Source organism: Roseovarius conchicola, from assembly GCF_041403425.1.
In the GTDB taxonomy this organism is placed as follows: domain Bacteria; phylum Pseudomonadota; class Alphaproteobacteria; order Rhodobacterales; family Rhodobacteraceae; genus Roseovarius; species Roseovarius conchicola.
Genome location: NZ_JBGEHK010000007.1, coordinates 46942 through 59775 on the forward strand (window position 1 = coordinate 46942; position 12834 = coordinate 59775).

At 58.8% G+C, this 12834-nt stretch carries 11 protein-coding genes; 5 read left to right on the plus strand and 6 right to left on the minus strand.

The features are described 5' to 3' along the window. Positions 1-17: 17 nt before the first annotated feature. The 3 genes from V6N02_RS17555 (at position 18) to V6N02_RS17565 (ending at position 3540) form a co-directional block, all read left to right on the plus strand. Complete coding sequence (locus tag V6N02_RS17555) at positions 18-395, plus strand: hypothetical protein (RefSeq protein ID WP_371227664.1); 378 nt, start codon at positions 18-20, stop codon at positions 393-395. 346 nt (positions 396-741) lie between these two features. Continuing rightward, positions 742-1905 carry an extracellular solute-binding protein gene (locus V6N02_RS17560; RefSeq protein WP_371227666.1) on the plus strand — a complete coding sequence of 388 codons (1164 nt, stop codon included), beginning with the start codon at positions 742-744 and terminating at the stop codon, positions 1903-1905. A 33-nt stretch (positions 1906-1938) separates the two neighbouring features. Continuing rightward, entirely contained in the window at positions 1939-3540 is a 1602-nt protein-coding gene (locus tag V6N02_RS17565; protein WP_371227668.1) for a BCCT family transporter, read from the plus strand. Between the two features lie 63 nt (positions 3541-3603). Here the strand turns inward: V6N02_RS17565 and V6N02_RS17570 are convergent, their stop codons facing one another. Together V6N02_RS17570 and mutL are read right to left on the minus strand one after the other, a co-directional pair. Continuing rightward, positions 3604-4773, minus strand: a complete 1170-nt coding sequence (locus V6N02_RS17570) for a DNA recombination protein RmuC (RefSeq protein WP_371227670.1) — start codon at positions 4771-4773, stop codon at positions 3604-3606. Further along, positions 4770-6611 (minus strand): DNA mismatch repair endonuclease MutL, encoded by a 1842-nt coding sequence (mutL, locus tag V6N02_RS17575; protein WP_371227672.1) that lies wholly within the window; start codon positions 6609-6611, stop codon positions 4770-4772. The genes V6N02_RS17570 and mutL overlap by 4 nt, the downstream gene beginning before the upstream one ends. Before the next feature lie 112 nt (positions 6612-6723). Between mutL and V6N02_RS17580 the strand changes: the two genes are divergently transcribed. Further along, the gene (locus V6N02_RS17580; protein ID WP_371227674.1) at positions 6724-7101 is read left to right on the plus strand and encodes a rhodanese-like domain-containing protein; all 378 of its coding nucleotides are present in this window, start codon (positions 6724-6726) and stop codon (positions 7099-7101) included. A 48-nt stretch (positions 7102-7149) separates the two neighbouring features. Here the strand turns inward: V6N02_RS17580 and amt are convergent, their stop codons facing one another. Then, complete coding sequence (gene amt, locus V6N02_RS17585; protein ID WP_371227676.1) at positions 7150-8481, minus strand: ammonium transporter; 1332 nt, start codon at positions 8479-8481, stop codon at positions 7150-7152. A gap of 25 nt (positions 8482-8506) precedes the next feature. Further along, positions 8507-8845: a P-II family nitrogen regulator gene (locus V6N02_RS17590; RefSeq protein ID WP_371227678.1), complete on the minus strand. Its 339-nt coding sequence runs from the start codon at positions 8843-8845 to the stop codon at positions 8507-8509. A gap of 257 nt (positions 8846-9102) precedes the next feature. Here V6N02_RS17590 and V6N02_RS17595 point away from each other — a divergent pair, with 257 nt between their 5' ends. Beyond that, the gene (locus tag V6N02_RS17595; protein WP_371227680.1) at positions 9103-11286 is read left to right on the plus strand and encodes a transglycosylase domain-containing protein; all 2184 of its coding nucleotides are present in this window, start codon (positions 9103-9105) and stop codon (positions 11284-11286) included. Positions 11287-11331: 45 nt separating this feature from the next. On the opposite strand, the gene V6N02_RS17600 is transcribed toward V6N02_RS17595, so the two are convergent. Together V6N02_RS17600 and V6N02_RS17605 are read right to left on the minus strand one after the other, a co-directional pair. After that, complete coding sequence (locus V6N02_RS17600) at positions 11332-11937, minus strand: MlaC/ttg2D family ABC transporter substrate-binding protein (protein WP_371227682.1); 606 nt, start codon at positions 11935-11937, stop codon at positions 11332-11334. Then, entirely contained in the window at positions 11927-12727 is an 801-nt protein-coding gene (locus tag V6N02_RS17605; protein WP_371227684.1) for an MlaA family lipoprotein, read from the minus strand. Before V6N02_RS17605 ends, V6N02_RS17600 begins: the two co-directional genes overlap by 11 nt. Positions 12728-12834: the final 107 nt, after the last annotated feature.

Here is a 12834-nt window from a genome sequence, read left to right on the forward strand (position 1 = left end):
TTTGACGGAGAGCCCGCATGAGTGATGTGACACTGACCAAGACCCGCCTGTTTGAAGGTGTGTGGGAAGGCGTGCTGACCTATGACGGGGCCGGGAATTTCCAACCCGAGATTGAGGTCACACATCTGCAAAACCCGGTGGACAATGTCGAGGTTGTCGAAAAGCCCGACGAAAATCTGTGGGTTGTGCGAGTACCAATTCCGGCAGATTTGATCGCTGACGGCGTTCAGACCTTCCTGATCAGCGACAAGCGGACCGGCGACACGCTGAACAGTTTTGCGCTGATGTCCGGCGAGGCGCTCAGCTATGATATCCGGGCCGAAGTGACCTTGCTGCGCGAAGAGCTGGACATGTTGAAACGGGCGTTTCGCCGGCATTGTCTGGAGACAATGTAGGCGATCCCCGCCCATGAACTAGGCTTAAAAGTTGGGCGATTCTCTGCCAGAACCCGTTCTGCGCGTCGCTTTCACCCCTGGTAACGTCGTTTCGTGCTTTGGAATCCAAAAAAACGCGCGCATCATGCAACATGGTTCTTTTGCACACCATAACAGTGAGGCCATGTCAGCGCCTGTGGACTAATCCAAATCAAGATCGGATGGCCCTGTTTTAAGAAACGAGTCAATTTGCCTAAAGCGTTTCGCGAAAAACCTGACTCACTGCTTTTCGCGAAACGCTTTAAGCTTACCACGCCAAGCGTGAAGAGGGTCTGCTGACATCTGCCTGCAACAAAGGGAGAGTCTTATGATCCAACTCAAGAAAAACAGGCTCGGCGGGCCGATCGCCGGAGTGGCGATACTGGCCGTATCGCTGTGCATGGCTCAGGCGCAGGAAAGCGATGGCACGCCAGCCACCCTGCCCGCGCCTGTTGCTGTGCCCGAAATCGTGTTTACGTCCTGGACGGGGCCTTACATGCGCAGTCAGATGCTGGGCTTTGTGCGCCCGTACGAGGCCAAGACCGGCGCGCGCGTGCATGTCGAACACTATGATGGCGGCATCGCCGAAATCCGCGATCAGGTCGAAAGTGCCAATGTCGTCTGGGACGTGGTCGACCTGACACAGGCCGATTCCTTGCGGGCCTGCGAAGAGGGCTTGTTGGAAGACCTGTCGGATATCCAGCTTCCCGATGGGGCCGATGGAACACCTGCGAGTGAAGACTTCGTGCCAGGTGCCTTGAATGACTGCGGCGTTGGCGTGATCGTCTGGGGCACAGCCTTTGCCCATAAAAAGTCGGCCTTTGGAGACAATCCACCCACCACCATTGCCGATTTCTTTGATACAGAGACGTATCCGGGTGCCCGGGCCATTCGAGATGACCCAACGGTGATCATGGAATGGGCTCTGATGGCCGATGGGGTCGCGCGCGAGGATGTGTATCCGATGCTTGAGACCGAAGAGGGTGTCGAGCGGGCGTTTGACATGATGGACAGTATTCGGCCCGGCCTCCAGCTTTGGAGCGCAGGGCTTGAACCAGCGCGAATGCTTAATTCCGGCGAGGTTGCCATGTCGTCCATTTGGGCCACGACTGGTGCCACGGCTTCGCAGAAAGAGGGGGCTGATTTCTTGGTGAACATGGACGGCCGGGTGATCGAGCTTGATCTGTTCGGCATCCCCAAGGGCAGCCGTTACAAGGAAGAGGCGATCGAATTCATCCGATATGCCAGCAGCACACAGGCGCTGGCGGATATGGTGAGCTATTTGCCTAATGGTCCGACGCGCAACTCGTCCCTGCCGCTTTTGAGTGAAGAGACGCTGGCGCAAATCCCGAATGGACCGGCGTATGATGACAAGGCCTTTATCCGCTCGGACGCGGAATGGTGGGCTGCCAATCATGCCCGTCTGGAAGAGGCGTTCAACATCTGGACATCCGCCGGGGCTCGTCAGGGCGCGTCGGGAACAGTCCGGTAAACCGGGCCAACAGGGACAAAAAGGTTTAGAAAAATGAGTGACACAACAACACACAAACCCGACAATCTTGTTGCCAGTTCCGGGTTGTTCAAGGGGATGAACCCTTTGATGGGCATCATGTCGATGATTATGATTATCGGCTTCGTCGCGTATACGATCATGGACGTGGAACGTTCCAGCGCGGTCTTCGCGACTGGGAAAGACTTTATTATCAACACGATGGACTGGTTCTATGTGATCGTGGTGAACGCCGCGCTGTTCTTTGTGATCTGGCTCATGATCAGCCGCTTTGGTGATGTGAAACTGGGTAAGGACGATGACGAACCGGATTTCTCCACCTTCTCGTGGATCTGTATGCTGTTCAGTGCGGGCCTTGGCTCGGGTCTGATCTATTGGGGTGTTGCCGAGCCGATGTTCCATATTCAGGGCAGCCCCTATCTGGAGCGCGGTGGCCTTGAACCGGGAAGTGTCGACGCGGCAATCTCTGCCGTCACGGTGACCAACTTCCATTGGGGCTTCCACGGTTGGGGGCTTTATGTGCTGGTTGGGCTGAGTCTTGCCTATTTCTCCTACCGGTACGACTTACCCCTGACTCTGCGTACGGCGCTTTATCCGGTGTTGAAAGAACGTATCTATGGGCCATGGGGGCATCTGGTTGACCTGATCGGCGTATTCGGAACGATCTTCGGTTTGGCAACGTCGCTGGGACTGGGAGTGACGCCCATTGCCGCCGGTTTGGAGAACCTTGGCTGGATGAGCAACACCCAGACCAATCAGCTGATCCTTGTCGCGATCATCACCTGCCTCGGCACGGCTTCGGCCGCGTCTGGTGTGGGCAAGGGCGTGCGTATCCTGTCGGAATGTAACGTGATGGCTTCGATCGGCCTGCTGGTGCTGTTCATCATTCTTGGGCCGACAGCCTTCCTGCTGGGGATCTCCATCTCGGGCATGGGGGATTACCTGTGGAACGTCATTCCGATGGGCTTCTGGATCAATGGCGACCCGGAAGTGCAATGGCAGGGCTGGTGGACCATCTTCTACTGGGGCTGGTGGATCGCGTGGTGCCCATTCGTGGGCCTCTTCATCGCCCGCGTTTCCAAGGGCCGCACGATCAAGCAGTTCTGCTTCTGTGTGCTGCTGATCCCCACCTCGGTGGTGATGCTTTGGATGGGTGTCTTTGGTGGCGCAGCCGCCGGGGTGGACCTGTTCTATAACGCCGGTGTCGTCGATGCGGTCAACAATGACTATGCCGCGGGCGTATTCGCCACGGTGGCTGGGTTCGGTTACGATTTCCTGACCTACCCGATCACGGTGTTGATCACGATCCTGCTGATCAGCTGGTTTGTGACCTCGTCGGATTCGGGCACTTTGGTGATGTGCACCATGCTTTCGATGGGGGACGAGCACCCTCCGGTTAAGTTCCGTATCTTCTGGGGCCTGACCTCGGGGATCGTGGCCGGTGTGTTGATGCTGGCCGGTGGATTGAGTGCGCTGCAGACCGCATCGATCGTAGCAGGCCTGCCCATCGCGGTGATCCTGCTGTTCATGATCTATGGGACTGTGAAGTCGCTGCATGAAGACCACCCGGTTCCGGATGTCGAGGACAAGTACGAGCTTGAATTCCTCAATCGGTAAGACTCGGTCCGATTAACAAAATCAGCGGGGGCGTGTTGAGCGCCCCCCCCCTTTCTGTCTGGGTTAGCTGTCTTTGCTGATCCGCACGATGGTCGGGTCGGTTTCGGGGGCCAGTTCTTCGAAATCGAAGTTGTCAAGCCGCTTGGCGCGCCGCCCGGCCTTATCTGCTGAAATCTTGATGTCGGAGATATCTTTGGCTGCCTGATTGAAATGACGGTCCAGGTTCTCGACCCGTGTGCCGAGGCGTTCCACATCGCCGAACAGCAGACCCAGCTCGCGCCGGATGGCGCCCGCCTGTTCCCGCATCCGCGCATCTTTCAGGATCGCGCGCATGGTGTTGAGCGTCGCCATGCAGGTGGTGGGCGACACTATCCAGACCCGCGCTGCAAACCCTTCGCGCACCAGTTCAGGGAAGTTGGCATGGAGTTCCGCATAGACCGCCTCCGATGGCAGGAACATCAGCGCGCCATCGGCGGTTTCACCATCAAGGATGTATTTCTCGGAAATGTCCTTGATGTGTTTCTTGACGGAGGTGCGTAGGAATTTCGCGGCCTCATTGGCCTCCCAATCCGTTGTCGCGTTGCGCAAGGCTTCGTAGGCTTCCAGCGGAAATTTGCTGTCGATGCAGATTGGCCCCGGCGGGTTCGGCAAGTGGATCAGACAATCGGCGCGTTTGCCGTTGGACAGGGTGTGCTGCAGCGTAAAACTGTCCGAGGGCAGGGCCTTGGACACGATATCGGTCAGCTGGATTTCGCCGAACGCGCCACGTGTCTGCTTGTTGCTGAGAATATCCTGAAGGGTCAGCACATCGCCTGACAGCTTGGTGATATTGTCCTGCGCCTTGTCGATGGCTTCCAAACGCTGCTGCAGATCCCCGAGGCTCTGCGCCGTGCGCCGGGCCGAGCCGTGCAGGTTCTCGTTCATCTTTTCCGACACTTGGGTTAACCGCTGTTCCATCAGGTTCAGCATATTGGCCTGCGAGGCGGCTTGCGCTTCTGACACATGGTTCAACCCGCCGGCAAGCTGCTGTTGCCCATCGCTCAATCCCTGCACGCGTTGCCCCAGGTGATCGATTTGCTGTGCCAAAGGGGCGGCCAGTTGGGCCGTACGCCCGGCTGCGCGCACCGCCATCACCAACAGGATCAGCACCAGCAACAGGATCGCCCCGCCCGCCAAAACGGCCAGCACCACGGGGTCATCCCATGCATATGTGGTTTCGCCAATCTGGATCATGTGCGCCCGAAAAGCCGTTCGATATCCGACAGCTTCAACTCCACGTAAGTCGGGCGGCCGTGGTTACATTGACCGGAATGAGGCGTCGCTTCCATCTCGCGTAGCAGGGCGTTCATCTCATCCGCCTGCATCCGGCGGCCCGAGCGGATCGAGCCGTGACAGGCCACGCGGCTGAGGATCGCCTCGATCTTGGATTGCACCATTTCGCTACTGCCCTGATCGGCCAGTTCGTCCAGAATATCCAGTACCAGTGCTTGCGCATTGACCTGCCCCAGAATGGCGGGGGTTTCGCGCACAGCGATCGAGCCTGCACCAAAGGGTTCGATGACCAGACCAAAGCGGGCCAGCTCGTCGGCATGCTCCAGCAGGCGGGCGGCATCGCCCTCGGACAGCTCAATGATCTCGGGGATCAAAAGGGCTTGGGCAGCAACACCATTTTCGGCCATCTGGATTTTCAGTTTCTCATAAACCAGCCGTTCATGGGCGGCGTGTTGATCCACAAGAACCATGCCGGTTTCTGTCTGGGCGATGATGTAGTTCTCATGCACTTGAGCGCGCGCGGCCCCCAAAGGCAGGGATTGCAGGGGCGGCGCGCCTGCTTCCTCAACAACCGGTTCTTCGATCCGCCCGCTATAGGTTTCCTGCATGTCTGCAAAGCCGGGCGATTGCGCGCGATAGCTTTCTGCGCGGGCAAACCCGGACGGGCGATCCATCTGATATACCCGGGCGCCCTTGGGTTCGGGCCGCATCGCCCCCAATGTGGCATCAGCAACAGTGGTGGACGCACGGTGCCCGGCCTCGGCCAGCCCGTGGCGCAGGGCCGATACGATCAGTCCCCGCGCCACACCGGGATCGCGGAACCGGACCTCGGATTTCGCAGGGTGCACATTCACATCGACCAGGGTGGGGTCGCATTCCAGAAACAGTGCCGCCGCCGGATGACGATCCCGGCTGAGAAAATCACGATACGCCCCGCGTAGCGCGCCGGTCAGCATTTTGTCCCGCACCGGGCGGCCATTTACGAACAGATATTGGGCAATCGCCGAGCCGCGCGAATAGGTCGGCAGGGCGGCATAGCCAGTCAGGGCAATGCCATCGCGTTCGGCGTCAACCGCCAGCGCATTATCAGAGAAGTCGCGGCCCAGAATACGGGCCAAGCGGCCTTGCAGCGCATCAAACAGATCGCCGGTTTCGGCATCCGCGCGGAAGGTCACGCGCCCTTCGCCACCACCTGTCACATCGCGCAGGGTGAAGCCCACGAACGGCTCGGCCATGGCAAGGCGCTTGATCACATCGGTGATCGCCTGCGCCTCGGCGCGGTCGGTGCGCATGAATTTCAACCGGGCGGGCGTGGCGTAGAACAGATCGCGCAGAGTGACGATTGTGCCTGCGGTCAGCGCGGCGGGTTTGACGGGGCTCATCTGGCTGCTGGACACGCTGATTTCGGCGGCCTCGTGGCCATGCGCGCGTGATGTGATGCTCAGCCGTCCGACGGCCCCCAGCGACGGCAACGCCTCGCCCCGGAACCCAAAGGTGTGGATGTTCAGAAGGTCCGAGCCGTCGATCTTCGACGTCGCATGCCGCGCCAGCGCCAGAGGCAGATCATCCGGCGCGATCCCACAGCCATCATCCGTGACCCGGATCAGCGTCTTGCCGCCATCCGCGTAGGCCACTTCGATCCGCGTTGCCCCGGCGTCCAATGCGTTCTCGACCAGCTCCTTCACGGCCGAGGCCGGGCGTTCGACCACTTCACCGGCTGCGATACGATTGACGGCGGCCTCATCCAACTGTCGGATGACAGGGCGATTTTCGCTTATCTGGGGGTTTCTCTGCGCCATGCCACAAGACTTAGCATGTCGAACTGCGATTCGGCCACCGCATTGCTGTGGCGGTGCCTTGATTTCCAAGTTAGGTTTCCCGGCAATTCCTGATCATTAAACTGAGGTCGACATGCAGACAGAAACCATCGGAACCGCCCGTCTGGAAACCTGGACCATCGAGGAGGTGGCGACGGCCTGGGCCGCCAATGAAATCGTCCTGATTGATGTGCGCACGGCGCAGGAATACATGTTTGAACATATCGGCGGCGCGTTGCTGATGCCGATGTCGTTCTTTGAGGCCGAGAAGCTGCCGGGCCAAAGCGACAAGCAGATCGTGCTGATGTGCGGGTCGGGCATCCGCTCGGATAAGATGGCGCGGGTGGCGATTGAGGCGGGCTTTGATCACATTGCCCATATGGAAGGTGGATTTGGGGCATGGAAGGCGGCGAAAAAACCGCTGATTACCACCAACATGGCCACAGGCGCACCGCAGGTGATCAACGCATAAAAAAACCCGGGCGCGGACGCCCGGGGCCATTTGCTTATCGGGAGTGGCTTACCCTTTGGAGAACTCCGGATAGGCCTCCATGCCCAATTCCGAGACGTCCAGACCGTTGATTTCGGCCTCTTCATCAACACGGATGCCCATGGTGGCTTTCAGGATGAACCAAACCACTGCCGAGGCAGCACAGACGAACACACCGACAACAATGATCGAGTAGAGCTGCGTGCCCAGGTTCGCATCGGGGTTGGTCAGAACCACTGCGATGGTGCCCCAGATTCCGGCGAACAGGTGGACCGGGATGGCACCGACAACATCGTCGATTTTCATTTTGTCCAGCATGGGAACTGCGAAGACCACGATCACGCCGCCAATACCACCGATCAAGGTCGCCATGCCCAGGGAGGGCGTCAGCGGTTCGGCGGTGATCGACACCAGACCAGCCAACGCGCCGTTCAGCACCATGGTCAGGTCAGGCTTCTTGTACAGAACCTGGGTCAGGATCAGGGCAACAACGGCACCACCAGCAGCAGCGGCATTGGTGTTGGCGAAGATGCGCGAGACATCTGCGATGTCGCCAACCGAGCCCATCGCCAGCTGCGAGCCGCCATTGAAGCCGAACCAGCCGAGCCACAGGATGAACATCCCGAGGGTCGCCAGCGCCAGGTTGGAACCGGGCATCGGATTGATCTTGCCGTCCTTGCTGTATTTGCCAAGGCGTGGCCCAAGGATGATGGCCCCAACCAGAGCTGCCCAGCCGCCGACCGAGTGCACAACGGTTGAACCCGCGAAGTCCAGGAAGCCAGCTTCGTCCAGGAAGCCGCCGCCCCATTTCCACGAGGCCTGCAGCGGATAGATGACACCGGTCAGCAGGATCACGAAGATCAGGAAGGGCCATAGCTTGATCCGCTCGGCCAGAGCACCCGAAACGATCGAGGCCGTGGCCGCACAGAACATCAGCTGAAAGAAGAAGTCCGACCCGGCCGAAGCGTATTCGCCGTCATCCGCGCCAGCCAAGTCTATCCCGACCGCTTCCAACACGCCGGGTCCAATCACGCCAGACAGAACGCCCTCAACCGACCAGGTGCCCAGCGGGTACATCAGGTTATAGCCGATGGCCCAGTAAAAGATCGTGGCCAGCGAGAACAGTGCCACGTTCTTGGTCATCTGCATGGTCACGTTTTTCGACCGCACCAGGCCGCCTTCGAGCATCGCAAAACCTGCGGCCATGAAGAACACCAGAAAGCCGCCAATAAGGAACAGCAGCGTATTCATGATCCAGACCATTTCGGCAGATACTGCCGCCGCGACCTCGTCTTGGGCCAACGCCACTGACGGGATCGTCAGAATGGTTGCGCCAAGCGCCAAAGAGCTAAGTTTTTTCATCAGATTGTCCTCTTCCCCGGCGCGCTTACAGCGCGTCCTCGTTGGTTTCGCCGGTGCGCACGCGCATGGCTTGTTCGATGTCCAGAACGAAAATTTTGCCGTCGCCGATCTTGCCGGTGCGGGCCGTGTCGCTGATGAGTCCGATAACCTGATCGGCCATCGCAGCGGGAACAGCGATTTCCAGTTTGATCTTGGGAACAAAATTGACCGCGTATTCGGCCCCACGATAGATTTCGGTATGGCCTGACTGTGCACCAAAGCCTTTGATTTCGGTGACCATCATGCCACTCACTCCGGCTTCGGTCAGTGCCGTGCGCACCTCGTCCAGCTTGAATGGTTTGATCGTTGCAATGATGAGTTTCACATCTTCCCCTTTCGGTATCTGCAGAGCGACATTTATTGTGCAGGTGCAGAAAAACCGCGCTGCACCGTGAAGGTCAGCCTTGCGGACGTGAAAACCGAAAAGAATCGCATGATATGCACACAAAATGAGCAATTAATGGTGATTGCCTAAAAAGTGAGCGCGCCATAAAGGTGAAAGGAATTGCGTTCTAAGGGGTCTACTTTCGCAGTGCGGCACGATAGTATGAAAAAAAACAGCAGGCCTTGGGCAGACAGAGCATGAGTAATACGGGCGGTAAGAAACCCCGTTTGGTGGCACCGAAACGAACGCCAAAAAAGAAAGCGGCGCCCAAACGCAAGGCGCGCGCTGCCAAGCCCGCGCGCCGTCGCACAGCCCGCAAGCGCAATCCTATCATGGCGTTTTTCCTCAGGATCGCCCGCTGGATTTTGCGGCTCGTCTGGAAGGTCACCTCGCGGGTAGTGGCGGTGGCATTCGTGGTTCTGGGCCTTGCGGTTGGCTATACCTACACCACCCTGCCGGATGTGAGCGAGTTTCTCGACGGGCGCGCCCGTGGCTCGGTCACCTTGCTGGATCGCGAGGGCGAGGTTTACGCTTGGCGCGGCGATCAGTTTGGCGGCGTGGTCACGGCCCAAACGGTCAGCCCGCATCTGAAAAACGCTGTGGTTGCGACCGAGGATAAGCGGTTTTACCGACACTTTGGCCTCAGCCCCCGGGGGATTGCCAGTGCCGTTCGAATCAACCTGCGCGAAGGGCGCGGGCCGTTGTCGGGCCATGGTGGCTCCACGATCACCCAGCAAACCGCGAAACTGCTTTGTCTGGGCGTGGTCTATGACAAAAGTGAATGGGAGAGTGAACAGGACTACGTGCGGGATTGCCGTCGCGGGTCATTGGCGCGCAAGGCCAAGGAAGCGGTTTTCGCGCTGGCGATGGAGGCCAAGTACACCAAGGATCAGATCCTTTCGATCTATATGAACCGGGCCTATATGGGAGCCGGAGCTTACGGGGTCGAAGCGGCTTCGCAACGCTATTTCGGCAAACCGGCGGCAACTGTGACGGCGCCCGAGGCGGCCATCATGGCCGGGTTGTTGACTGCGCCGACGCGGCTGGCCCCCACCACCAACCTCAAGCGTTCGCAGGATCGCGCGGCCACGGTGCTGCGCCTGATGAACGATCAAGGATATCTCAGCGATCAGGACATGGCCGTGGCACAGGCCAACCCCGCCACCTTGTCCGATGCGGCTGAGGCGCAAACCGGTGGGTACTTCGCTGACTGGGTGATGGAGTCGGGCCCCGAGTTCTTCACCCGAGACACGACAGAAGACGTGATCATCAAGACCACGCTGGACCAGCGCCTGCAGGCCGCCGCAGAAGAGGCGCTGACTTATATCTTCGAAGAAAAGGTGCGTGAAGGCTCCAAGGCTGAAGCGGCAATCGTGGTGATGTCCGCCGACGGTGCGGTGCGGGCGATGGTCGGGGGGCGGCAGTCGAAGGTTTCGGGCGCTTTCAACCGTGCGACCATGGCCAAACGCCAGACAGGATCGGCGTTCAAGCCGTTCGTTTATGCCACCGCGCTTGAGCTGGGGTACAGCTATGACAGTATTGTGGTGGACGAACCCTATTGCCTCAATATCCCGGGTTCGGGGCAGTGGTGCCCGAAAAATTACACCAACAAATTCTACGGCCCTGTCACCCTGACTGAGGCGCTACGCCAATCGCTGAACATCCCGGCGGTGAAGGTGGCTCAGAGTGTCGGGCTTGATCTGGTGCGCAAAGTGGCCAGCGAGTTTGGCATTGAAAGCGATCTGGCCGCTGGTCCCGCCTTGGCGCTTGGAGCGTCCGAAAGCACGTTGATCGAGATGACAGGGGCCTTTGCTGGTATCTTGAACGGTGGATCGTCGGTGACCCCCTATGGTCTGGTCGAACTTCGCCTGCTGGGCGATGACAATGCGCTGATGGGCACCGCAGGCGGTATTGGCGAGCGGGTGATCCGCAAGGATGCCGCCGAAGAGCTGATTTACATGATGCACAAAGTGGTGGCCGAAGGCACAGGCACCAAGGCCCGGCTGGATGGGCGCGAGGCGGCGGGTAAGACCGGCACCACGCAGGCGGCGCGCGATGCCTGGTTTCTTGGTTTTACCGCCGACTACGTCGCCGGTGTGTGGATGGGCTATGACGACAACACGCCGCTGACCGGCGTCACTGGCGGAGGACTGCCAGCGGAGATTTGGCACGAAACCATGATGCGAGTGCACGAGGGTGTGCCGGCACGGCCCCTGCCAATGCTGCGCAATCCCGGCCGGGGTACGGGGCAGAATGTTGATTATGAACCAGTTCCCCAAGTCAGGATCAAGCCTGAGTCGGCGATTGAAAGCATCCTGCAAGATTTGCTGGGATCAGGTGCTACCGGCCCCGGCAAGGAGATCATAGACCGGAACCGCTGAAAGACCTCGCCATTGCCGAGTGCACGAAGCCTAAGAACAACTAATTTAGCCAGCCTTGCGCAGGTCCGCGATAAACGCGTTGATGTCACCATTGCGACGATCCAGCATCGAACCGATCTCGGTGCGTTCGCTCAGCCGCAGGCTCACGCCTTCGATGACCATGTCAAAGAACAAGTCCTTGCCGGACCTATCTGACACCAGGAAGCGCACCTCAAAAGGGGGTTCGCCCTGAAGGTAGGCAGTCGAGCTGACCTCGTACCAGGATTTTACCTTGCGCGTGCCTTTGACCTCGATCCGCCCACCGATGAATTCGCGGAAGCGCTTGCCGTATTTGCGGGCAACATAGCCGCGGAAGGCATCAGTATAGGCCTTCATCTGGCTTGAACTGAGGCGTTTGGAATCTGCCCCGAGAGTCGAGCGCGCAATGATGTTAACATCGGCATATGTGCGGAAGATGCGCTCGAAATCCTTGATCATCGCAGACTGGGATTTGCCCGAGGCAATCACCTTATTGATCTCAGCCACGACCCGGTCAACCAGCGCCTTTGCCTTGGCATCTGTGAGGGCGAAGGCACCGGCGGGAAACACGGCGGCGCCGGTGGCAGCCAGACCGGTTGCGATGAAATTACGGCGGGTCAGGTCACTCATCATACGGGTCCTCTAGCTCGAAAACAGTTCCATAGGGATCATCATAAGGGTCTACATAAATATCCGTACGTATTCTACCTAGCTCGAAGTTTCTGTTCTGCAGGTACAATGAGCGGGTTTGCGCGTAGCTGTCCGCGCTTTCGTAGAGGATCGAGTCGAGCGTATCGGCGAAACGACCGCGATCGCCCAGCCGTGAGGCCACCGACGCCCCGGTTCCATAGAAACGCTCCGGTGCCGGCAAAACATAGCTGAGCGGATTGGTAAACAGATCAACGAAGCTGCCCACCGCGTCCCGTTCGGTGGATGGCCCAAGGAACGGCAGTTCAACATAGGCCCCCGACTTCACACCCCAGGCATGCAAAGTCTGACCAAAATCAGCGTCCGAGGCGGCAGGCATGTTCAATTCAGTTGCCGGATCAAACACACCGCCCAATCCAAGCGTGCTGTTGACCGTAAAACGAAAGAGGTCTTCGAAAGCGGCTTTCATATTGCCGCGCAGCATGTTGTTCACAGCCATGCCGGGGACCGACAGGTTATAAGCAAACCGCCCGATACCGGCTTCGATGTCATCAGGCACGAAATTGCTATAGCCTTTACCGGCAGGACGTACCAAAGCGCGATCGACCGATTTATTGAACTCGTGCATCTTGCGGTTTTCGGCTTCAAACGGATCAAATGGCTGACTGACTTCATGCGCCTGGCGCGGGCCGCATGCGACAAGCATGGCAAGCCCGGCAGCCAACAGGCTCAGACGGGCAAGGCGAGGTCGGGTATGGCGGTTCTTATCGGACACGGGTTTGATAAATTGCAATAAATGACTGGAAGCTACATAAAGCATCTCATCATACTGCCCACTGGCGAGAAAGACGACCCCGATATTTGTGGCAGAATGGTGACAAT

What these genes read in the sequence shown, in the direction of transcription:
- amt (WP_371227676.1), bottom strand. Translation starts at nt 8,481, where the DNA reads ATGAAAAAACTTAGCTCTTTGGCGCTTGGCGCAACCATTCTGACGATC.
- V6N02_RS17600 (WP_371227682.1), bottom strand. Translation starts at nt 11,937, where the DNA reads ATGATGAGTGACCTGACCCGCCGTAATTTCATCGCAACCGGTCTGGCT.
- V6N02_RS17555 (WP_371227664.1), top strand. Translation starts at nt 18, where the DNA reads ATGAGTGATGTGACACTGACCAAGACCCGCCTGTTTGAAGGTGTGTGG.
- V6N02_RS17595 (WP_371227680.1), top strand. Translation starts at nt 9,103, where the DNA reads ATGAGTAATACGGGCGGTAAGAAACCCCGTTTGGTGGCACCGAAACGA.
- mutL (WP_371227672.1), bottom strand. Translation starts at nt 6,611, where the DNA reads ATGGCGCAGAGAAACCCCCAGATAAGCGAAAATCGCCCTGTCATCCGA.
- V6N02_RS17580 (WP_371227674.1), top strand. Translation starts at nt 6,724, where the DNA reads ATGCAGACAGAAACCATCGGAACCGCCCGTCTGGAAACCTGGACCATC.
- V6N02_RS17570 (WP_371227670.1), bottom strand. Translation starts at nt 4,773, where the DNA reads ATGATCCAGATTGGCGAAACCACATATGCATGGGATGACCCCGTGGTG.
- V6N02_RS17560 (WP_371227666.1), top strand. Translation starts at nt 742, where the DNA reads ATGATCCAACTCAAGAAAAACAGGCTCGGCGGGCCGATCGCCGGAGTG.
- V6N02_RS17565 (WP_371227668.1), top strand. Translation starts at nt 1,939, where the DNA reads ATGAGTGACACAACAACACACAAACCCGACAATCTTGTTGCCAGTTCC.